At 70.3% G+C, this 21,439-nt stretch carries 21 protein-coding genes; 10 read left to right on the top strand and 11 right to left on the bottom strand.

The features are described from left to right. The first annotated feature begins 42 nt into the window (after positions 1-42). A complete protein-coding gene (locus AB0M51_RS23155; protein WP_344195547.1) occupies positions 43-615 on the top strand; it encodes a TetR/AcrR family transcriptional regulator in 573 nt (190 codons plus the stop codon). Here AB0M51_RS23155 and AB0M51_RS23160 read toward each other — a convergent pair. Continuing rightward, entirely contained in the window at positions 612-1,970 is a 1,359-nt protein-coding gene (locus AB0M51_RS23160; RefSeq protein WP_363750325.1) for an MDR family MFS transporter, read from the bottom strand. The two genes, AB0M51_RS23155 and AB0M51_RS23160, sit on opposite strands and share 4 nt — an antisense overlap. Before the next feature lie 90 nt (positions 1,971-2,060). Here AB0M51_RS23160 and AB0M51_RS23165 point away from each other — a divergent pair, with 90 nt between their 5' ends. Continuing rightward, positions 2,061-2,636 (top strand): TetR/AcrR family transcriptional regulator, encoded by a 576-nt coding sequence (locus AB0M51_RS23165; RefSeq protein WP_363750327.1) that lies wholly within the window; start codon positions 2,061-2,063, stop codon positions 2,634-2,636. Here AB0M51_RS23165 and AB0M51_RS23170 read toward each other — a convergent pair. Next, positions 2,599-3,675, bottom strand: coding sequence for a tyrosine-type recombinase/integrase (locus AB0M51_RS23170; protein ID WP_363750329.1), 1,077 nt, complete (start codon positions 3,673-3,675; stop codon positions 2,599-2,601). The genes AB0M51_RS23165 and AB0M51_RS23170 overlap by 38 nt on opposite strands. 126 nt (positions 3,676-3,801) lie before the next feature. Between AB0M51_RS23170 and AB0M51_RS23175 the strand changes: the two genes are divergently transcribed. Next, entirely contained in the window at positions 3,802-4,935 is a 1,134-nt protein-coding gene (locus AB0M51_RS23175; RefSeq protein WP_363750331.1) for a hypothetical protein, read from the top strand. Between the two features lie 5 nt (positions 4,936-4,940). Here the strand turns inward: AB0M51_RS23175 and AB0M51_RS23180 are convergent, their stop codons facing one another. Next, on the bottom strand, positions 4,941-5,738 hold the full coding sequence (locus AB0M51_RS23180) for an NAD(P)H-binding protein (RefSeq protein ID WP_363750333.1): 798 nt from the start codon (positions 5,736-5,738) through the stop codon (positions 4,941-4,943). A 56-nt stretch (positions 5,739-5,794) separates the two neighbouring features. On the opposite strand from AB0M51_RS23180, the gene AB0M51_RS23185 reads away from it, so the two are divergent. Further along, positions 5,795-6,175, top strand: coding sequence for a helix-turn-helix domain-containing protein (locus AB0M51_RS23185; RefSeq protein WP_363750335.1), 381 nt, complete (start codon positions 5,795-5,797; stop codon positions 6,173-6,175). A gap of 27 nt (positions 6,176-6,202) precedes the next feature. Here AB0M51_RS23185 and AB0M51_RS23190 read toward each other — a convergent pair whose 3' ends face one another. Further along, entirely contained in the window at positions 6,203-6,610 is a 408-nt protein-coding gene (locus AB0M51_RS23190; protein WP_363750337.1) for a hypothetical protein, read from the bottom strand. 233 nt (positions 6,611-6,843) lie between these two features. Here AB0M51_RS23190 and AB0M51_RS23195 point away from each other — a divergent pair, with 233 nt between their 5' ends. Continuing rightward, on the top strand, positions 6,844-7,143 hold the full coding sequence (locus AB0M51_RS23195; protein ID WP_363750817.1) for an SDR family NAD(P)-dependent oxidoreductase: 300 nt from the start codon (positions 6,844-6,846) through the stop codon (positions 7,141-7,143). Positions 7,144-7,246: 103 nt separating this feature from the next. Here AB0M51_RS23195 and sepH read toward each other — a convergent pair whose 3' ends face one another. Next, positions 7,247-9,175, bottom strand: coding sequence for a septation protein SepH (gene sepH / locus AB0M51_RS23200; RefSeq protein ID WP_363750339.1), 1,929 nt, complete (start codon positions 9,173-9,175; stop codon positions 7,247-7,249). Positions 9,176-9,363: 188 nt separating this feature from the next. Beyond that, positions 9,364-11,820 carry an aminopeptidase N gene (gene pepN / locus AB0M51_RS23205; protein ID WP_363750341.1) on the bottom strand — a complete coding sequence of 819 codons (2,457 nt, stop codon included), beginning with the start codon at positions 11,818-11,820 and terminating at the stop codon, positions 9,364-9,366. Between the two features lie 35 nt (positions 11,821-11,855). Here pepN and AB0M51_RS23210 point away from each other — a divergent pair, with 35 nt between their 5' ends. Next, the gene (locus tag AB0M51_RS23210; RefSeq protein WP_363750343.1) at positions 11,856-12,800 is read left to right on the top strand and encodes an aldo/keto reductase; all 945 of its coding nucleotides are present in this window, start codon (positions 11,856-11,858) and stop codon (positions 12,798-12,800) included. Beyond that, a complete protein-coding gene (locus AB0M51_RS23215; protein ID WP_363750345.1) occupies positions 12,797-13,558 on the top strand; it encodes a peroxide stress protein YaaA in 762 nt (253 codons plus the stop codon). Before AB0M51_RS23210 ends, AB0M51_RS23215 begins: the two co-directional genes overlap by 4 nt. Positions 13,559-13,584: 26 nt before the next feature. Here the strand turns inward: AB0M51_RS23215 and AB0M51_RS23220 are convergent, their stop codons facing one another. Next, positions 13,585-14,253, bottom strand: coding sequence for a L,D-transpeptidase family protein (locus AB0M51_RS23220; protein ID WP_363750347.1), 669 nt, complete (start codon positions 14,251-14,253; stop codon positions 13,585-13,587). A gap of 205 nt (positions 14,254-14,458) precedes the next feature. Here AB0M51_RS23220 and AB0M51_RS23225 point away from each other — a divergent pair, with 205 nt between their 5' ends. Further along, positions 14,459-15,088: an HNH endonuclease family protein gene (locus AB0M51_RS23225; RefSeq protein ID WP_363750349.1), complete on the top strand. Its 630-nt coding sequence runs from the start codon at positions 14,459-14,461 to the stop codon at positions 15,086-15,088. A 9-nt stretch (positions 15,089-15,097) separates the two neighbouring features. Here AB0M51_RS23225 and AB0M51_RS23230 read toward each other — a convergent pair whose 3' ends face one another. Continuing rightward, a complete protein-coding gene (locus AB0M51_RS23230; RefSeq protein WP_363750350.1) occupies positions 15,098-16,045 on the bottom strand; it encodes a MarR family transcriptional regulator in 948 nt (315 codons plus the stop codon). 155 nt (positions 16,046-16,200) lie between these two features. Next, positions 16,201-17,154 carry a DUF389 domain-containing protein gene (locus AB0M51_RS23235; protein WP_363750819.1) on the bottom strand — a complete coding sequence of 318 codons (954 nt, stop codon included), beginning with the start codon at positions 17,152-17,154 and terminating at the stop codon, positions 16,201-16,203. A 117-nt stretch (positions 17,155-17,271) separates the two neighbouring features. On the opposite strand from AB0M51_RS23235, the gene AB0M51_RS23240 reads away from it, so the two are divergent. Next, a complete protein-coding gene (locus tag AB0M51_RS23240) occupies positions 17,272-18,669 on the top strand; it encodes an APC family permease (protein ID WP_363750352.1) in 1,398 nt (465 codons plus the stop codon). On the opposite strand, the gene AB0M51_RS23245 is transcribed toward AB0M51_RS23240, so the two are convergent. Next, positions 18,611-19,804, bottom strand: a complete 1,194-nt coding sequence (locus tag AB0M51_RS23245; RefSeq protein ID WP_363750354.1) for a Cmx/CmrA family chloramphenicol efflux MFS transporter — start codon at positions 19,802-19,804, stop codon at positions 18,611-18,613. The two genes, AB0M51_RS23240 and AB0M51_RS23245, sit on opposite strands and share 59 nt — an antisense overlap. 109 nt (positions 19,805-19,913) lie before the next feature. On the opposite strand from AB0M51_RS23245, the gene AB0M51_RS23250 reads away from it, so the two are divergent. Then, the gene (locus tag AB0M51_RS23250; RefSeq protein WP_344195515.1) at positions 19,914-20,522 is read left to right on the top strand and encodes a rhomboid family intramembrane serine protease; all 609 of its coding nucleotides are present in this window, start codon (positions 19,914-19,916) and stop codon (positions 20,520-20,522) included. Here AB0M51_RS23250 and AB0M51_RS23255 read toward each other — a convergent pair. Further along, positions 20,515-21,435 (bottom strand): threonine/serine dehydratase, encoded by a 921-nt coding sequence (locus tag AB0M51_RS23255; RefSeq protein WP_344195513.1) that lies wholly within the window; start codon positions 21,433-21,435, stop codon positions 20,515-20,517. The genes AB0M51_RS23250 and AB0M51_RS23255 overlap by 8 nt on opposite strands. Positions 21,436-21,439 lie beyond the last annotated feature (4 nt).

The raw sequence follows: 21,439 nt of genomic DNA on the forward strand, positions 1-21,439 counted from the left end.
TCGATCCACAAAAGCAAGTCGCACCTGCGTTAAGCTCGGGGCATGGACGAGCCACAGCGCGCCCGGCGACCCGGCGGACGCAGCGCCCGCGTCGGTGCGGAAGTACATCGAGCCGTCACCGAGCTGATCAGTGAGCGCGGCTACGGAAACTTCACCGTCGGCGACATCGCCGCTCGGGCGAGGGTGGCCGACAGCAGCATCTACCGCCGCTGGGGAAGCCTCGAAGCCCTGCTCGCCGACGTGGCGATCACCCGCCTCGACGCACAGTCACCGATGCCCGACACCGGGAGCCTCGACGGCGACCTTCGCACCTACGCGGCCCAGGTCGCCCGCGAGATCACGGGGCCGGAAGGCTTGGCCTTGCTCCGCCTCGCTGTCGCCTTGGCGAGTACCGGGGAGCAGGGCCTGCGGGCCCGTGACGAGGTTCTCGCTGAACGTGCTCGGCAACTGCAGTCCATGCTTGACCGCGCCACCGAACGTGGGGAGCAGGCCCCCGATGCGTTGGCCGTGCTGGACCACGTGATGGCCCCGATGTACATCCGTGTCCTGTTCGGTTTGGATCCGCTGTCCCCGGACTACATCGACGGGCTGGTCGACCGGTTGCTGCGGGGCTAACGGGGCCGCTTCCCCAGGAACAGCGCGGGGAGGGCGGCAAGCACGGTGAACCCGATGGCCCAGGCGAAGCTGTGTGCGTAGGCGAGCTGGATGCTGTGACGGGTGAGCTGGCTCTGCAGGACGACCGCCAGCGTCGCCGCTCCGAAGGCGCCGCCGAGCTGCTGCATGATGCGGGTGGTGCTGCTCGCGTGCGGGATCTGCGCCGGCTCCAGATCGCGGAACGCGCCGACCATCACCGCCAGGTTGACCGCACTCAGACCGGCGCCGCGGATCACCAGCGCGATCGCGAGCAGCCAGTACGACGGGTCGCTGAACGCGAACGGGACCGTGCCGATCGTGGTGAGCGCAATGCCGATCAGTACCACCGGTCGCGGCCCGTGCCGATCCGCCAGGCCACCGGCGGTGCGCGCGATCAAGCTGCCGATGCCCTGCGGTACGAGCAGCAGACCGGCCGCGGTGACCGTCGCGCCGCGGGCCTGCTGATAGAACAGCGGCAGCAGCAGCATCGCGCCGTACAGACCGAAGCCGGTGAAGAACAACAGTGCGGTCGACGCCGCGAACGACCTGGTGCGGAACAGCGCGAGGTCGATGAGCGGCTCAGCGGTGCGTCGCAGGACGAAAGCCGCGAGCAGGATCACGCCGATCGCGATCGGGACCAGTACGGCGGCGTGCCCGAAACCGTGCTCGCCGACCCGGCTGAGGCCGTAGATGATTCCGGCGAGCGCGGGGGAGACCAGCAGTAGACCGGTGACGTCGAGGGCGGCGCCGGTGGGTGCGGGGTCAGGCGGGAGGGTGCGTACGGCGAGCACGATCGCGACGAGACAGATCGGGACGTTGACGTAGAAGATCCAGCGCCAGTCGAGGTGACCGACGAGAACCCCGCCGATCACCGGGCCGAGGATGGGGCCGACCAGCGCGGGCAGCGTGACCACCGCCATCAGCCAGCCGATCCGCTCGCGGCCGGCGGCACGCAGCAGGATGGTCTGCAGGATCGGCAGCATCAGCCCGCCGCCGGCACCCTGGATCACCCGGAACACGATCAGCGAGCCGATGTTCCAGGCGACGCCACAGAGCATCGAGCCGGCCAGGAACAGTGCCAGCGCGAGGATCCACATCCGCTTGGCGCCGTACCGGTTCGCGGACCAGGCGGTGATCGGCACGGCGGTCGCGAGCGCCAGCAGGTACGCCGTACTGACCCATTGGACCGTGGCGACCGAGGCGTGCAGGTCGACGCCGAGGGTGTGGATCGCGACCGTGACGATCGTGCTGTCGAGCAGTGGCGCGAGCGCGCCCAGCACCAGGACCGCCGCGAGCTCGAGGACCGACCGGTCGAGGCGGTCTGTCTGGGTGGTCATCCGAGAATCTCCTTAGAGACGCAGTGTCTCTTATGAGCTGCCAGGGTAGACTCGCACCGATAGGAGACGCAAGGTCTCTTTGGAGGTTCGATGGAACGCCGGCGAGGTGCCGAACTGGAGGTCGTCCTGCTCGACGCCGCCTGGGCGGAGTTGACGGAGTCCGGCTATGCGCAGCTGACGATGGAGTCGGTCGCCGCGCGGGCGCAGACCGGCAAGCAGGTGCTGTACCGGCGCTGGCGGAACCGGGCGGAGCTGGTGATCGCGGCGCTGCGGCACCACACCGGCTCGATCGTCGACAAGGTGCCGGACACCGGGTCGCTGCGCGGCGACGTCCTCGGAGTACTGCGCCAGATGGCGGACAGGTTCACGCAGCTCGGTCCGGATACGATCCACGGGCTGATGGCCGAGGCGCCGGACCTCGACCCGGAGGTGTACAGCCGGATGACCGGCGTGATGGCGACGCTCGTCAAGCGGGCCGCGGAGCGCGGCGAGATCGCGACGGCCGACGTACCTGCCGCGGTCCTCACCGCCCCCACGAACCTGATGCGGCACGAGATCTTCTTCAGCCACTCGCCCGTGTCGTCGTCGACCATGACGGCCCTGGTCGACGACGTGTTCCTGCCGTTGGTCAGGGGGACGTCAGCCGGTGGGGTACGGCGGCCATGACCCGGCCCAGGTCGTCGGTGAGGGCGGCGACGCGTTCGGCGCGGCCGTCGTCGTCGATGTAGACCATGACTGTGCGCACGTCGGCGTGACCGGACAGCTCCTGAAGGTCCTCGGCGCTGTGGCCGCGGCGCTTCTGGTCGGTGATCGCGGTGGCGCGCAGCGAGTGCGGGCCGACCGTCTCCGGGCGGGGGATCCCGGCGGCCTTCGCGAGCCGGCGGAGCAGCCTGGTGACGTCGTGACGGTCGAGTCTGTTGCCGGTCGCATCCGCCAGCAGCGGAGCTGGTCCCTCGCCGGTCCAGGCCGGCCGGGTCGCACGGTAGGCGTCGAGCAGCTCGGCCACCGTGGTCTCGAGCGGTACCCGGACCGCCTTACCGCCCTTGCGGGTGACGACGAGCCAGGTACGCCGTCCCTCGTCCTGGCGGTCGGTGTCGTCGGCGCCGCAGAGCTCGGAGACCCGTAGCGCGGCGGTGTAGAGCAGGCCGACGACCAGGGCGTCGCGGACGTCGGTTGCTGCCGCGAGCAGATCCCCGACCTGATCGGCGTCCAGGACTCGCGCCGAGGTCGCGCGCCGGCCGCGGTGGAACTTCGGCCGATGGTCGTCGTCGGAGATCGGTGACACCACGGGCAGGCCCCAGCCGGCGGCGTACCGGTAGAGGCTGGACAGCGCGGACAACCGGCGGGAGACGGACGATGCGGCGGCGCCGGCGTCTTGCTGGTAGGTGAGCCACATCGTGATGTCGCCGCGCCGCAGGTCGAGCGCGAACCGCTCCCGGCCGAGCTCACGACGCGCCCAGTCGGCCCAGAGCAGGAGGTCGTCGGCGTACCCGATCCGGGTGTCGCGGCTCGCGCGGCGCGTCCCGCCCAGCCAGAGCACGACCAGGGCTGTCACTTCCGGGGAGAGTGCGTCGATCAGGAGGTCCAGGCGGTCGACCGGCTGTGCTGCGGGGTCGTGGAGCGGGCGGCGACGGCCGAGAGAGCGTCGTACGGCTGCCTCTGTTGCCAGGTCGGGTCTCGGCAGCTCTGCCGGCAGATCGCTCACGCGAAACACGCTAGCGCATAACGGGGATTATGCGCTACTTCAGTTCAGTTTGGTTGTGTCTAAAGTAGTTGATTCAAACCAAACCTAATGCAGAACTTTATCGACGTAATGCCGTAGAGTGGTGACATGACGACTGAGCCGATGGCGCGGACTCGGCAGGGGCTGTGCGAGTTCCCGGGCGTGAGCTGCGCGAACCCGAAGCAGGTGGATACCGGAGCTCCGGGACGGCCGCCGAAGTACTGCGGCCGGGAAGGCGCCGGCGTCGACGGGAAACCGGTCGTGCACAACAAGGCGAACGCCTGGGCCGCGAAGAACCGGCTGGCCAGGCAACCGGTGCGGCGCGACGTGGCGGGTGCCGAGCCGGCCGAGCCGGTGACCGGCCCGGTGACGGCGGCCCGGATGACGCTCGAGCAGCTGATGAAGGGCAACCTGCCGCGCCTGGTGGGGGAGCTGGAGGGCTATCTCGCACAGATCGCGGAGGCGATCCGGACGTACGGCGACGCGGAGGCGGTCGCTGCCGAGGTGGAGCAGTTGCAGGCGGCGTCGAAGGCCGAGCTGGCCGACGTCGAGCGGCAGCGAGGTGAGGAAGAGCATCGTCGGCGGAAGGCCGAGCAACAGGCGGCCGAAGCCGAGGACGCTCGGGACGAGGCGGACGAGGCTGCCCAGGAGGCTGTCAAGGCGCTCGACGAGGCTCGTGTGGACGTGATGGTCGCCGAGGAGGCGGCGGAGCAGGCGCGGAAGGACGCTGCGGCCGTCAGCGAGAAGGCCGCCGTCGAGGTGGAGCAGGCTCGGCAGGAGCTTGCCGCGGCCCGTGAAGCGGCCTCAGCTGAGGTCGAGCGGGTGCGGGCCGAGGCTGAGCAGCGGATTCGTGAGGCGCAGACGGTCGCGGAAGAGCAGCTCCGTCAAGCGCGGAGTGAGCTCGAGAGCGCGCAGACCGCTCGGTCCGCGGCGGAGGCGGAGCGTCAGGCCGCGCAGCGCACTGCTGAACAGTTGGGCGCGGAGCTGCGCGAGGAGCGGGAGCGCCACCGCGCGGAGCTTGACGCGCTGCGCGCGGAGCACCGCGCGGACCGCGAGCAGCTTCGCGCCGATCATCAGACGCAGCTGTCCGACGTGAAGAAGTCCGCCGAGGACCGCTTCGCCGCCCTGACCGCCGCCCAACGCGCAGCCGAACAGGTCACCGAGACCCTCCGCCACCAACTGCAAACCCTCTCCGCTCCACCCGCTGCCGGTGCCGCTCCGCCCGAAGAGTCGCCTGCCTAGCTCTGTCAGCGGAAGGCGTGCAGGTTTCGCGAGACCCAGGTGGCGAAGCTGTGCGGCGGGCGGCCGAGGACCTTCTCGACGTCAGGGCTGACCTCCTGCTCAGCGGGAAGCGGTGAGCCCAGCACATCCAGGGTGGCCTCGACGACTGGTTCCGGCATGAAGTCGAGCATGCCGGCACGGGCTTGGTCGCGGGTGAGCTCGGTGAACCGGACCGGCGTACCGAGAGCCTCCTCGATCACCTGCCCCTGCTGGCGTGGGGAGATCGCGGCTGGGCCGGTGAGCGTGTAGACGGCGCCCGCGTGACCCGGCTCGCGGAGAGCGGCCGCGGCAACCTCGGCGATGTCCTGCGGGTCGACGGCCGGCAGCGCGACGTCGGCGAACGGTGCGAACATCGCCCGCTGCGTGCGGATCGACTCGGCCCACGCGAACGCGTTGCTGGCGAAGTTCCCGGGCCGCAGGATCGTCCACTCGAGCCCGGATCCGGTCACGGCATCCTCGTGGACGGACGGGTGCCGCTGGGTGGTCACGCCTTGGGACGACAGCAGGACGACGCGCGGTACGCCGGAATCCCGCAGTACGTCGACCACGGACTGGAGGTTGCCGCGGGCAAGGAAGTCGGGGGAGGTGAGCAGGAAGACGGCCTTCGCGCCGTCGAGTACGGGCCGCAGGGTGCCGGGGTCGGTGAGGTCGGCCCGGTGGCCGGTGCCGGTGCGCGAGACGGGGACGACGTCCTCGCCGAGTGCGGTCAGGGTCTGGACGAGGGGACGGCCTACGTTGCCGGTTGCTCCGGTGATCACGATCATGGCCATCACGCTAGTGGCGTGGGGATAGTAGGTACCTAGAGGATAGTATTGGGTTTGTGACCGAGACCACTGCTGACCCTGTTCAGGCCTGCCCGATCGCACCCGTCGTCGACCTGGTCTTCAGCCGCTGGACGACACCGATTCTGTGGACGCTGAACGAGTACGGCGTGCAGCGGTTCGTCGAGCTGCACCGCCGGATCGGCGCCATCACCCCGAAGGTCCTCACCCAGCGCCTCCGGCAGCTCGAACGCGACGGCCTGATCACCCGGACGTACCACGCGGAGGTCCCACCGCGCGTCGAGTACGACATCAGCCCGCTCGGTCGCAGCCTCGCCCCGCTCTTCCACTCTCTCGCCGAATGGTCGCCCAACCTCGCCGAGGTCGACGCGGCCCGCGCCCGCTTCGACGCCACCGAGCCGGCCCACCGCCGCCCCTGAAGCATCCGGCCGGGGGTCGGGCCGGGCTCAGGCGACGCCGACCAGTTCGCGGGCGCGGAGCTGGTCGAGGAGGGTGAAGAAGTGCGGTACCGCGTCGGCCAGGCGGAGCAGGCCGGCTTCGTGGTGGTGCCAGCCGTGCTCGAGTTCGCCGTCGATCACGCGCTCCTCGAGAGGTACGGCGTACCGGCTGAGCGTGACGCGGGCGGGGCCGGTCTGCGGGTGGTGGTCGCCGCAGCCGCACTCGGCCGGGATGGTGATCGTGGTGAGCGCGTCGGGGGAGTACGTGCGCAGCCGCAGCGTCGTGCCGCGGGCGCTGAACCGGGCGATCGTTGCGTCAGGCAACTGCACCAGCAGCTCGACCGGCACGGGGTACGAGCCGGGCAGCAGCCGGAGGCCATGGGACGCGAACAGGTCGGCGAGGGCCGGAAGATTCATGCGGGATTCCTGTGAGTGCTGTGTCGGCGGGCGGGCCACGGAAAGGACAGGGCCTCGTGCGCCGGGAGCCGGCGCGCGTCAGCGACAACAGCAACAACACAGCATCTGCATGCGAAGAATGATGGCAGCAGCAGGAGTGATCAGCCAAACACTGTTCGCAATGCGAGACAGGTGTCCGTGATGTGTCAGCCAGCTGGTGCTTGCGCGCTCACCCGTGGTGTTGGGTGCTGAACGTGTGCCGCCAGTGCTCGGCAGCCCGGGTCTGTCGCGACCGAGGCGGCCAGGGGAGCGGCACGATCGTGAACGTCTCCTCCGTCGGCGGCGAGATCGCCCTGCCGCTCGGCTGCTGGTACTACGCGACGAAGCACGCGCTCGAGGCGTACTCCGACACCCTGCGCATGGAGGTGGAGCCGTTCGGCATCATCAAGACCGACTTCGAGGACCGCACCGCCCAGGACCTGCGCGAGACCTCCGGTACGACGGCGTACGGCGAGATGGCCGGCGACCCGCGCGCAGACCACGGCGGACGGTGAAAGCGCAGTTGACCAGGAGGGTCTAGGAACAACAGCTGGGGTCCGGAGACAAGCTATTGCTTGTTCCCAGACCCCGTTGCCTGTTCGGCGAGGGGCGTTGCTGTCAGTCGGCTTTCTTGCCGAACATGATTTCGTCCCAGCTGGGGACGCTGGCGCGCTTGCCTCGGCGGGCCGGCTTCTTTTTCGGCTCGGCCGGGGTTTCGGCGGGGGCGTCCTCGGTGCCGTCCGGCAGTGCGGGCTGCTCGACGGTCGCCGCCGGCTGGGGGGCCGCCGGGGAGGCCTGTGCGGGCCGGGCCTGGGCGGGCTCGGGCTGCTGGTTGCCGTCGGACGCGCGGGCCGTCGCCGGGCGGTCGTCTTCGGCGGGGTGCGGGCGGTTGCCTTGCGACTCCGTCGGGCGCGGTGCGGTCGGACGCGGCCCGGTCGGACGGTTCGGCTCGGCTCGCCGGGGCTCGGCAGTCCGCGACGGAACAGCCCGCCCCACCGGCGCCTGCTCACCGCGGGAACCCCGCGCGGACGGCTCCTCCCGGAAGTCGCGCGGACCCTGCTCACCGCGAGAGTTGCGCGCGGACGGGGCGTCCCGGTCATCACGTGGTGCCTGCTCACCGCGAGCGTCCCGTGCCGACGGGGCGTCGCGGAAGTCACGTGGTGTCTGGTCGCCGCGAGCGTCCCGTGCGGTCGGGGTGTCGCGGAAGTCCTGCGGCGCCTGCTCGCCACGTGAGGTGTCGGCCGACGGGGCGTCCCGGAAGTCACGTGGGGCCTGGGCGTCGCGGGAGGTTCGTGCGGCGGGCTCGTCGCGGTAGTCGCGTGGTGTCTGGTTGCCGCGTGAGTTGGGGGTGTCGCGGAAGTCGTGGGGGGTCTGTTCCTGGTGTCCGCGGTCGTGGCGGGCGGACGGGTCGTCGCGGTAGTCGCCGGCTTCGGTGGCGGGGGAGGCGTAGGTGGGGGGTGTGGTGGGGCGTTCGACGGCGCGGACCGAGGGACGGGGAGCTGGGGGCTGGTCGACGGGGACATCGATCAGCGTGGGCTCTTCGTCGGGGTTGGGGACCGAGTGGACCCGGCGCGGGCCGCGTTCGGGGTCGCGGGGCGCGCGGGAGACCTCACGCGGGTAGTCCTCGCGCCCGTCACGCTGCGAGCCGTAGCTCTGGGAACCGTCGCGCTGGGAGCCGTAGCCAGAGCCGTCACGCTGGGACCCGTAGCCCTGAGAACCTTCACGCTGGGAGCTGTAGCCCGAGCCGTCAGCGGGGAAGCCGCGTGTGTCGTCGCGGGAAACCGGGTGGTTTCGGCGGCGGAGGGCGACGGTGTCCTCGAAGCCTGCCTCGTAGCTGTCGGCGCCGTGGTCGGGTGCGATCAGCGGGTCGATGTCGGCGACCGCGGCCAGCCGCCGCTCCCCAGGCTGCGGCTGGACCGGCGTCGGCAGCACCTGCGCCTGCTCGCCGACCAGCCAGCGCGCTTCGTCGTCATCGGGTACGACGTACCGACCGGGAGCGTCGTACGCGAACATCCCGATCTTCTCGTCCTTCTGCTCCTCGCCGGAGTCGTCGGTGTCCTCGGACTCGACGAAGTACGAGACGCGCACCGCCCAGCGGCCGTCCTCGCGGCGCCAGGCGTCCCACTCGGCCGACGCGGGGTCGACGTGCCGGAGCCGGAGCCGGTCGGTGACCCAGGCACCGAGGTTGCGGGTGGGTGCGTCGCCGCCGCCCCGGCGACGGACGGACGCGCGCTGCGCGAGGGTAGCGATGTGGTCCCGCTCGGCCAGGACCGGTCCGGCGAACGCCATCACGCGTTCCATCGGCATCTGGGCGACCGCCGCGACCGCCTCGGGACTTTCGCCGGCGCGGATACGAGCCTGGATGTCTCGTGGGCGCAGCGCGCTCTCCATTTGAATCTCCAGCTGGCCGAGTCGGGCACGGTCGCCGCGGAGGGCCGCACGCAACCGGTCGTCGACCGGAACGGCGAACTCCTCGCCGGTCTCTGCCAGCGCCAGGATGAGTTGGGTCCCATCCTGACTCAGACCGACGAGCCTCGCCTCGCGCATTGACCTTGTTCTCCTGTGCGGTTCTAGACAGTCTCTCCCGGACGCCGGACCTGACCAAGACCGGCGCGCCGTGCCGCCCTGTCATTGTGGAGGTTAGGTCACGAAAACACATCTTGCCTGGTCACCAGGGTCCTCCTGGTCACACCAGTCACATTAGTCACAACACGGCGTGACGGCTGACGACGGGGTCAGTCGCCGTACGCCGAACGGACCGAAAGCGCGCGCTTGAGGTCGTCCGCGCTGTCGGCCACCGAACGCCGGATGCCGGCCGCGACCGACTCGTCCGCGATCAGCCCGCCGGCCAGGTCGACGACCCGCTGCTCGATCGCGTACCGCGGGAACGCGAGCTTGGCGCTGCTCGCCACGACCCAGCCGGAGCGGAGCTTCTCGGTTCCCGCGATCTCGGCGAAGTACCGGTCGACGTACGGCGCGGTGAGCTCGGCCTGCGCCGGGTGCCAGAACCCTTCGCACGCGGCGTACAGCTCGTAGTTCGGCAGGTCGGCGTCGGTGATGATCTGCGCCCAGGCCCGCTCCTTCGCCTCCGCGGTCGGCAGCGCGGCGCGGCACCGGGTCGCGTGTACGACGCCCTCCGAGGACGAGTCGCGCCGCAGCTCGGCGTCGATCTCCGGCTCGCCGATCGCCCCGAGTCGTGCGAGCTGCAAGGTGACCAGCCAGCGCAGGTCCGCGTCCATCGTGACGCCGTCCGGTACGCCGTCGCCGGCGAGCCAGCCCTTCAAGCGGTCGACGTCGTCGGTGAACCGCACGAACCCGCGGGTCAGCGACAACTGCACGCTCGTCCCGGCTTCGACGGTCTCGAGCCGCGTGCGCAGTACGTCGGCCAGCTGCCCGCGATAGGGCTCGTACGGCAGGTAGACGCCGAGCAGGTGGCTGATCGACCAGTTCAGCAGCGTCCCGACCGCGATGTCGCTGGTCTCCGTCGGCAGCATCCCGAGCACGACGTCGAACCCGGCCTTCGGGTCCAGTTCGGCGTCGGCGACCGAGTCCCGGACGCTGTTCAGTACGACGGCCCGCGTGACGCCGTCGTCGATCTTCGGCAGCAGTGCCGTGAGGTTCGCGAGGCTGTCCGCGTCGAGCCGGATCTTCGCCCAGCTGTCGTCGCCGGCATCCGGGATCACCACCGCGACCGACGGGTCCAGGTCGACGTCGACCTCGTCGGCATCCACCAGTACGTCGACATCGGTGCGGCGGCCGTCCGCGTCGTACCCGGCGACCGCGAGCTTGTGCGGCCGCCTGGCCGGGTACGCCTCGGGTGCCTTCCGGTGCAGCTTGATCCCGTCCGCCGTACGCACGACGGTCAAGGTGTCGAGGCCCGGGGTCCGCAGCCAGGCCTGGGCCCAGTCGTCGAGCCCGGTCGCGCCGGCCTCGGTCCACTTGCCGACCAGGTCCGCGAAGGTCGCGTTGCCGAACTCGTGGGCCGCGATGTGCGCGTTGACGCCGGCCAGGAACACGTCGTCGCCGAGGTACGCCGCGAGCTGCTTGAGGGTCGCCGCGCCCTTCGCGTACGAGATGCCGTCGAAGTCGTCGAGCGACGAGGCGGCGTCCTTGACCGCGTCGGCCGCGACCGGGTGCGTCGACGACCGCTGGTCGGCCTGCAGGCCCCACCACTTGCGCATGTAGGCGAAGTCGATCCAGTTGTCGCTGTACCGGGTGGCGGCGGTCGAGACCCGGTGCGCCATGTACTCGGCGAACGACTCGTTCAGCCAGAGGTCGTTCCACCACTTCATCGTCACGGTGTCGCCGAACCACTGGTGCGCCATCTCGTGCACGATGGTCCGGGCCCGCTGGCTGCGCTCGCCGTCGGTGACAGCGGAGCGGAACACCATCTGGTCGCGGAAGGTCACGCAGCCCGGGTTCTCCATCGCGCCGGCGTTGAACTCCGGCACGAACGCCTGGTGGTACTCACCGAACGGGTACCGGTAGCCGAACATCCGGTGGTACTCGTCGAAGGACTGCTTGGTGACCTCGAAGATGTCCGCGGCCTCGCGGTCCAGCGCGTCCTTGAGCGACTGCCGGGAGACGACGCTCAGGTTGATCCCGTCATGCGCGTCGGTGACCTGGTGGTACGGGCCCGCGACCACGGTGACGAAGTACGTCGAGAGCGGCTTGGTCTCGGCGAGCTCCCAGCGGCCGGGGGAGACCTGGGTGGCGGCGCCGTTGCCGAGCACGATCCACTCCTCCGGAGCGGTGACCTTCAGCCGGTACGGCGCCTTGAGGTCGGGCTGGTCGAAGCAGGCGAAGATCCGCGGGCCGGCGTCCAGGAACGACATCGCGTACGTGTAGGCGAGCCCGTCGGCGGCGTCGACCGCGCGGTGCAGGCCCTCGCCGTCGTGCGAGTACGCCATCGTGGCGACCACGACGAGCTCGTTCTCGTCCTGCAGGCCGGTGAGTTCGAGCCGTCCGTCGTTCAGTCCGGCCACGTCGACGGCCGAGCCGTTGAGGGTGACCGAGGTCAGCGCGTCGGGTTTCACGTCCACCCAGCTGGTGGGTTCGGTGGCGGTGAACCTGATCGTCGTGGTGGACCCGAACGTCCGCTCGCCCTGGGTGAGGTCGAGGTCGACGTCGTACGACTGGACGGAGAGCGCGGCGGCCCGAGCACGGGCGCCGTCGACGGTGAGACTCGGCATGAGGGCCACTGTATGCGGTGACTAGGCTGATCCCCATGGGCAATATGGAGTACCGCCAACTGGGTGACTCGGGACTGACCGTCAGCGTGGTCGGACTCGGCTGCAACAACTTCGGGCGGCGCCTGGACGCCAGCCGGACCGAGGCCGTCGTGAACGCCGCGATCGACGCCGGCATCACGCTCTTCGACACCGCGGACATCTACCGCGGCGAGCACGGGTTCAGCGAGGAGCTGCTCGGCAAGGCGCTCGGTCCGCGCCGCGACGAGGTCGTGATCGCGACCAAGTTCGGCGGCGACATGGGTGGCGTGAACGGCCCGGACTGGGGCGTCCGCGGCTCCCGGCGGTACATCCGCAAGGCAGTCGAGTCCAGCCTGCGACGGCTCGGCACCGACTGGATCGACCTCTACCAGCTGCACTTCCCGGACCCGGTGACGCCGATCGAGGAGACCCTGGCCGCCCTCTCCGAGTTGGTTGCCGAGGGCAAGGTGCGGTATCTCGGCAGCTCGCAGTTCGCGGGCTGGCAGGTGGTGGACGCGCACTGGACGGCGCTGTCGAACGGCCTGGAGCACTTCATCAGCGCCCAGAACCAGTACTCGCTGCTCGAGCGTGACGTCGAGGACGAGCTGGTGCCGGCCTGCGAGCACCTCGGGATCGGCATCCTGCCGTTCTTCCCGCTCGCCTCCGGTCTGCTGTCCGGCAAGTACAAGCGCGGTACGTCGGCTCCCGAGGGCACCCGGCTGGCATCGCAGCCGGAGCGGCTGGCGCGGGCGGACTTCGACAAGCTCGAGGCGCTGGACACGTTCGCGGCCGAGCGCGGCCTGACGATGATCGACGTGGCGATCGGCGGCCTGGCCGCGCAGCCCGCGGTCGCGTCGGTGATCGCCGGAGCGACCAAGCCCGAGCAGATCGCCCAGAACGTCGCCGCCGGCACCTGGGACCCGACCCCCGCCGACCTCGCCGCGCTGGACGAGCTGACGTGACGCTGATTCTGCTGCCGCCCTCCGAGGGCAAGACCGGGCGGGCCCGCGGTCGCGCGGTCGACCTGTCGACGCTGTCCTTTCCGGAGCTGAACCCGGTCCGCGAGCAGGTGCTCGAGACCTTGGCGAAGGTGTCCGCCTCCGCCGACGCCCACGACGTACTCGAGGTCGGCGCCTCGCTGCGGCACGAGGTTGAGCGCAACACCCGCTGGCGCACCGAGCCGTCGGTCCCGGTCTCCGAGCTGTATTCCGGCGTGCTGTACGACGCCCTCGGGTACGCCACGCTCTCCGCCGGCACGAAGCGCCGCGCCGCGAACCGGCTGCTCGTCATCTCGGCCGCGTGGGGCGCGCTCCGCCCGGCCGACCGCGTCCCGCCGTACCGGCTGTCGATGGGTACGACGCTGCCCGGCCACGGCCCGCTGGCCTCGGTCTGGCGCGATCCGCTGAACGCCGCGCTCAAGGACGTCGACGGGGTGATCGTCGACTGCCGTTCCTCGACGTACGTCGCGGCGTGGCGGCCGAGCGGCGCGCAGGCGGACAAGTGGGTGTCGGTGAACGTGGTCCGCGAGCGGAACGGCGTACGCACTGTCGTCTCGCACAACGCCAAGCACACCCGCGGCCTGGTCGCCCGCCACCTGCTCGAGTCGGGCAAGGATCCGGGGACCGCGAAGTCGCTGCACAAGCTGGTGAACGAGCGCTGGAACGCCGAGCTCGACCGAGCGGCCGGCGGCTGGACGCTGACCGTGGTCGAGCAGGGCTAGTAGATCAGTAGCGGACCAGTAGTAGATCAGTAACGGCCGTAGACCACGACCTTCGTTCCGATCGGTGTCTCCCGGAAGATGTAGTGGACGGTCGGCCGCCAGGTGCGCACGCAGCCGTGGCTGGCCGGGTAGGAGTGCACCAGCGTGTTCGTGACCGACCCGTGGATCGCGATCCCCGGGTGATCGCGGCGGAAGTAGATCGAGTCGTACATCCACGCGCCGCCGTACAGGCTGCTCTCGTGCCACCCGGCCCACTTGCGCCAGACCCGCCCGGTGCCGTTCGGGGTGTCATAGCCGCGCATGCCGGTCGAGACCCAGACGATCCGCCGGTTGTAGTGACTGACGACCTGGTACAGGACCTGGCAGGTCTTGTTGACGTACAGGCCGTTGGTGCGTGAGGTGTACGGGCGCCTGGTTGCCGCGAGCACCGACGACGTGTCACGGCTGGTCAGGCCGTAGCGGCCGACCGGGAGTCCGTGCGTCTCCCGCCAGGCACACAACGCCTGCCGCGTGCGGGTGCTGACGACGCCGTCGACCGTTCCGGTCGGGTAACCGAGCGCGGCCAGCCGCGCCTCGACGCGGTACGCGGTGGTGACGGCTTGCGCGGACGACGGCGTCAACGTGGTCGCTCCGGCGATCGCCAGGACCGCCGCTCCGAAGATCCTCAGCCAGCGGCTGACAAGGCTTCTTGTCACAGCTCCGTCCCTCCATCCCGACGAGGGCGAGCACGACGCTCGTCCAGGCTCAACGTCGCATCACCGCGCGCCGCGGTGCAGGGGCCTTGGTCCCGTAGTTCACGGGGCTTTCACCGGTGAGTGGTTTCTCACCGCGTGTGATCGGGGAAGGCTTTGAGGCAGCACGTCAGGGGGAAACCCGCCCCACCCATCGGAGGCCTGACCAATGCGACGCATCAGCACGTTCCTGATCACCGCCGTGGCCGCGACCACGGCCTGGTTCCTGAGTGCCGGGCCGGCGCTCGCCTATCCGCCGACGCCGCCGTCGGCGAGTACGGCGGCGACCGAGCTGGCGAGTCTCACCGTCAAGGCGGAAGGCTCGATGACCGGTTACAGCCGGGACCTGTTCCCGCACTGGATCATCCAGTCCGGGACCTGCGACACCCGCGAAGAGGTCCTGAAGCGCGACGGGACCGGTGTCACCGTCGACAGCAGCTGCCACCCGACGGCCGGCAAGTGGTACAGCGTGTACGACTCGACCTGGATCGCCGACTCGTCGGGGATCGACATCGACCACATTGTGCCGCTCGCCGAGGCCTGGAAGTCCGGCGCCAACGCCTGGACCACGGCCAAGCGCCAGGAGTTCGCGAACAACCTGACGATCTCGCAGCTGATCGCGGTGTCCGCGTCGAGCAACCGGTCGAAGGGCGACTCCGACCCGTCGGCGTGGAAGCCGCCGAACACGTCGGTGCACTGCATCTACGCCCGCGAGTGGATCTGGGTGAAGTACACCTACAAGCTGTCCCTGCAGTCGGCCGAGAAGACCGCCCTGCAGCAGATGCTCGGCACCTGCTAGTCCCGGAGGCTAGTCCTCGAGCAGATGGCGGCGCTGGGCCTGGATGCCGGCCTGGAAACGGGTCCGGGCGCCCAGCGTCTCCATCAGTTCGGCCACCCGCCGCCCGACGGTGCGGCTGCTCAGCGCGAGTTGCCGGGCGATTGCGTCGTCCTTGAAACCGGCCGCGAGCAGCGTCATCAGGCGCGCGTCGGTCGGGTCCGCCTTGGCCGCCGGTACGACGGGAACGGCCTGGTCCCACAGCAGCCAGAACATCTCGGTCAGCGCATCCAGCAGCGCACACGGATGGACGACGAGAGCGCTGTCGACCAGCTGGTCCACCGACAACGGCAGCAGCGCGATCTTCCCGTCGAAGACGGCCAGCTTCATCGGCACCTGCGGATGCACCCGTGAGGTCTCGCCCGCGTCGGCCGCGCTGAACGCCTCGTCGACACCGCCCGGGATGTCGAGCGAGTCGGGGGAGTAGATGCCGTGCACGACGACCCCCTCGCCCAGCAGTCCACGGACCGTACTGTCGGACTCCTCGGCCTGCGCGGCGTACGGCGGCCGGTCGAGGACGAGCAGCTGGTTCCGGGTCCCGTTGAGCAGCTGCGTGAAGCGGGCCGCGATCGCCTCCTGCCCGACGATCACCTCGACGAGGTTCTCCGGCCGGTACCGCTCCTGGGTGCTCAGCTCGGACAGCAGCACCCGGGCCTCGGCGCGGACGCGGTCGAGTTCGGCCCGCCGTACGGCGACCAACGCGTCGACCGCGACGTCGGGACGGGTCGGCAGCAGCCGGACCGGGTCGTCGGCGGTACTCGTGAGCAGGCCCAGCTTCTCGAGCCGGCCGACCGTCGCGACCACGTCCTGGACGTCCCGGCCGAGGCGGTCGGCGAGCTGCTGGATCTCGCACCCGGGCGCCGACAGCAACGCCCGGTAGGCCTCCTCGTCGGGCGGTTCCACCCCCACGGACTCCAGCATCCGATCAGGCTATCTCGTTCCCCGGACGGGCTCGACCGGTTTGGCGACTTCACGTCATGGCCGAGATACGTCAGCACCCGAACAGGTGCAGCACCCTCCCGAGTGGGGTAAATCTGACGTGCCGGGCGCGCGCGGACCGGACAGGGGACGCCCGGTCAAGCCTCAACGCGCGCGCCCGTCCTGCGCTTGACGCGCAGATAACTCCGCCACACGACCCGCTGCAGCAGCAGCGTCAGCACCCCGGCCACCGTCATACCGGCCAGGTTGATCCCGAGCTGCGCGGCGGACCCGCCGATCTGGTGCGGCGCCCAGAGCGCGAGCGACAAGGCCAGGTCACCGGCGGCCGGCACCGTGGTCACCGAGATGAACACCCCGACCAGCGCGTTCCCCCGGCCCGCCGTCTGCGACAGCACCCCGGCGCATCCGGCGAGTACGGCGACCACCGCCGACCACCTGTCCGGCCGCCAGATGAACCCGGTCAGCGGGCGCGCGGCCGTCACGTCGGTCGCGTCGACCCATCCGACCGCACGGGCCAGCAGAGCGGCGATCGCGGTCAGCAGGATCGCGAGCAGGAAACCTTTGACGAGCAGTACGAGCGACGCCCGGGTGAGTCCGCCCTTCCGCAGGAACAACCCGACGGCAAGCGCCGCCACCACGCCGAACTCCGGGCCGACCACCATCGCGCCGACGACCAGGATCGAGGAGTCGGTGACCACGGCGACCGACGCGATCATGGTCGCCAGCGTCAGGAACGCGTAGTACACCCACGAGCCGCCGGCCTCGTTGTAGGCCTGGTCGACGACGGCGTCCCAGATCACCGCGTCGTCGGGCGCGCCGGGTGCCGCCTTCTCCGCGGCCTGGGCGTTCCGGGACGGGGCCGAGTCGACGGCGGAGAGCGCGACCGCGCCCTCGTCGTACAGGCCCTCGGCCTTCAGGAACGTGAGGATGTCGGAGGTCGCCTCGCGGGTCACGTCGCACTCGACCACGTCGCCGTCGGGACGCCGGGCCGCACCGGGCAGCCGCACGATGCTGGTGACCCGCGGGTCGTCGACGAGCGCGTCCAGGACGTGCTCGCTGCGCTCCGGCGGGACGATCAGTCGTAGATGCATCACGGGCGCCATGCTCTCAGGCGGTCGGGCGATCACCGGGGCCAACGCGCGCGGCAGCACTCTCAGGTGGCTCTCAGATGCGACGATGGGGTGACGCACTGACGTCAGGGAGGCGCGATGAGTGACTCTGTCGTGGTTGAGAGGCCTGAGCTCAAGCGGGTGATGGGGCCGGGGTTGCTGCTGTTGTTCGTGGTGGGCGACATCCTCGGCACCGGCGTGTACGCGCTGACCGGGAAGGTGGCCGGCGAGGTCGGCGGCGCGGTCTGGCTGCCGTTCCTGTGCGCGTTCGTGGTCGCGATGCTGACCGCGACCAGTTACCTCGAACTGGTCACGAAGTACCCGAAGGCCGGCGGCGCGGCGGTGTACACGCACAAGGCGTTCGGGATCCACTTCCTGACGTTCCTGCTGACGTTCGCGGTGATGTGCTCCGGGCTGACGTCGGCGTCCAGTGCGTCGAAGGCGTTCGCGGCGAACTTCTTCACCGCCGTGCACCTCGACCCGGATCGTGGCGCGCTGCTGATGATCACCGCGCTCGGCTTCATGACGCTGATCGCGCTGGTGAACCTGCGCGGCGTCGGCGAGAGCGTGAAGGCGAACGTGGTGCTGACCTGCGTCGAGCTCAGCGGCCTGCTGATCGTGATCGGGGTCGGCGCCTGGGCGCTGCTCGGCGGCGACGGCGACACCTCCCGGCTGACGGACTTCCACGTGCCGGAGGGCGAGTCGCCGTTCGGCGCGGTGACCGCGGCGACGGCGCTCGCGTTCTTCGCGATGGTCGGGTTCGAGGACTCGGTGAACATGGCCGAGGAGACCAAGGACCCGGTCCGGATCTTCCCGCGGATGATGCTGATCGGGCTGAGCATCACCGGCGTCATCTACGTACTGGTCGCGATCTCGGCGGTCGCGCTGGTCGCGCCGGACGAGCTGAACAAGGGCGCGACGCCGCTGCTGAAGGTCGTCCAGGCGGGTGCTCCCGGCTTCCCGCTCGAGGTGTTCGCGTGGATCACGATGTTCGCGGTGGCGAACTCGGCGCTGATCAACATGCTGATGGCGAGCCGCCTGCTGTACGGGATGTCGCACGAGCGCGTGCTGCCCGGCCCGCTCGGGCGGGTCCTGCACAAGCGGCGGACGCCGTACATCGCGATCCTGTTCACCACGCTGCTCGCGTTCTTCCTGATCGGGTACGCCGACCTCGCGGCCCTCGGTGGTACGACGGCGTTCCTGCTGCTGTGCGTGTTCGCGGTCGTGAACGTCGCCGTGCTGGTGCTGCGCCGGGACAAGGTCGAGCACAAGCACTTCCACGCGCCGACCGCGCTGCCGGTGCTGGGCGTCGTGCTGTGCGTGTACCTGGCCAGCCCGTTCTCCGGGCGGGACTCGGCGGACTACAAGATCGCCGGCTGGCTCATGCTTGTCGGCGTCGGGTTGTGGGCGCTGACCTGGCTGCTGAACAAGTACGTGTTCAAGCGGCACGCCGACTTCGATCCGACACACCTCGATCCGCAGGGACCGGTGAACTGACCAGCGCCGCGACCAGGACTGTCCCGAGCGCGGCCAGCCCGGTGGCGACCGCGATCCAGCCGAGGGCCGGGTAGCCCGCACCGGCGTCGATCGCGAGGGCGCCGAGCCACGGCCCGGCGGTGATGCCGACGTTGAACGCGGAGAAGTTCGTCGCGGTGGCGAGCGTCGGCGCGTCTCCGGCGAGGCTGAAGACGCGGGCGTTCAGGGCCGGGTTCGCGGCGAAGCCGAAGGCGCCCAGGAAGACGACGACGGCGATCGCGAGGACGGCGACGTGCGCGGTGAGGGCCAGTACGGCGGACAGGGCGACGAGTCCCGTGATGCTGATGAACAGCGTGTGGAAGGGGAGGGCGTCGGCGAACCGGCCGCCGGCGGTGATCCCGACGAAGGACCCCAGGCCGTAGAGCGCCAGGACGCCCGGGACCGCTGCCGCCGGCAGGTGGGTGGTCTGGGTGAGGAGCGGAGCCAGGTAGCTGAAGATGATCAGGATCGTCGCGGTGACCAGCGCCGTGGTGGTGAAGGCGAGCCAGAGGCGGGTGCTGCGGAGGGCCCGGAGCTCCTCGCGGAGGCGCGGTGCCGTGGCGGGGTCGGGGCGGCCGGCGGGAACCGTCGTGACGACGCCGGCCATCGCCAGGACGCACAGGCCCGCGACGGTCCAGAACGCCGACTGCCAGCCGAGGTGCTGACCGAGGACGGTGCCGAGCGGCAGGCCGATGATCGTCGCGATCGTGAGGCCGCCGGTGACGACGCTCATCGCGCGGGCGCGGGCGTTCGACGGGACCAGCGCCACGACCGTGACCGCGGCGACCGACCAGAACCCGGCGTACACGAAAGCGCCGGCGATCCGGGTCGCGAGCAGTACCGCGTAGCTGGTGGTCAGGGCACCCGCGACATGGGTGAGCGCGAAGACCGCGAGGAAGAGGAGCAGCGCCGTACGCCGGGACCAGGTGAGCGTGACGACCGCGAGCACCGGGGCGCCCACCAGCATGCCGGCCGCGAACGCGGAGATCAGCAGCCCCGCCTGCGGGATCGAGACGTGCAGGTCCGCCGCCAGCTCCGGGAGCAGGCCGGCGAGCATAAGCTCCGACGTACCCTGCGCGAAGATGCTCAGGCCAAGGACGTAGACAGCGATCGGCATCGTTCCCCCTCACTCGACGAGTGCCACCCGCAGTATCGCAGACGTCACGTTCCGCTGTCGCCGCGCCTGTCAAGGCCTGAGACTTGGCCGGATGCGGCATCGTAGACATATGAGCTCCCAGACGCCGGCGAAGCGGACCGGGCGGAGTGTGGACACGGCGAAGATCGGCGGTGGCCTGAAGCTGCTCGCCGTGCTGGTCGGGCTGATGTGGCTCATCGAGGTCGTCGACGCCGGGATGAACGGTGAGCTGAACCAGTACGGGATCATCTCCCGGCAACCGCGTGGCCTGGTCGGGATCCTGACCTCCCCGTTCCTGCACATGGGGTTCGGGCACCTGATCTCGAACACGTTGCCGCTGGTCACGCTTGGTGTGCTGATCGCGGTCAGCGGCGCGTCCCGGCTGTTCGCGGTGACCGCGATCGTCACGGTGCTCGGCGGTTTCGGTACCTGGCTGATCTCCCCGCCGAACGTGATCACGATCGGCGCGAGCGGCCTGGTCTTCGGGTACGCGGCGTACCTGATCGTGCGGGGGCTGTTCAACCGGAGGCTCGGTCAGGTGCTGATCGGGATCGTGGTGATCATGGTGTGGGGGAGCGCCCTGCTGACCAGTCTGCTGCCGCAGGACGGCATCTCCTGGCAGGGACACCTGTGCGGCGGCATCGCCGGTCTGTTCGCGGCGTGGGTGCTCGCCGACGACAAGCAGCCCCGGACTAAGTGAGCGTGCCCGGGTCGGTGTTGGCTCCGCAGACGACGACCACGACCCGCTCGCCGTCGGCCGGTTCGTAGGCGCCGGAGGCGAGCGCCGCCCAGGCGACGGCCCCGCCGTGCTCGGTGGCGAGGTGGTACGTCGTCCACAGCTGCTTGCGGGCGGCAACGATCGACTCGTCGTCGACCAGCACCGACCGCACGTGATGGGCCTGGACCGCGTGGAAGGCGAGATCGCCCAGGCGGCGTGCGCCCAGCGAGTCCGCGGCGACACCGCCGACCGGTCCGTCCGTGGGCTGCTCTGCGTGCAGGGCGCGGTTCATCGTGGGGGCCAGTGCCGGCTCCACGCCGACGACCTGGGCGTTGTCGCCGATCGCGGTCGCGATGCCGCCGATCAGGCCACCGCCACCGACGGCGACCAGGACGGTGTCGAAGTCGCCGACCTGTTCGAGGATCTCCAGACCGACCGTGCCCTGACCGGCGACGACCTCCGGCTGGTCGTACGCGTGCACGAGCAGGGCACCGGACTCGCTCTGCGCCTGCAGCGCCGCCTGGTACGCCTCGGCGTACTCGTTGCCGACCTGCACGATGTCCGCGCCGAGCGTCTGCAGCTTGCCGAGTTTCGCGGCCGGTGTCGTCTCGGGCACGAAGATCCGGGCCGGCACGCCGAGTTCCCGCGCGGCGTACGCGGCCGCGAGCCCGTGGTTCCCGCCGGAAGCGGCGACAATGCCCGGACCGCCCAGCTCGCCGTTCTCCTTTGCGGTCAGCAACCGGTTGAAGGCGCCCCGCGGCTTGAACGACCCGGTGTGCTGCAACAGCTCGAGCTTGAAGGTCACGCCCGGCGCGACCTCGATCACCGGGGTACGCCGCACCCGGCCGGCGATCCGCTGTACGGCCCTCTGGACGTCGTCGACACTTACCGTCATGCCA

Source organism: Kribbella sp. NPDC051137, from assembly GCF_040682535.1.
Lineage (GTDB): Bacteria > Actinomycetota > Actinomycetes > Propionibacteriales > Kribbellaceae > Kribbella > Kribbella karoonensis.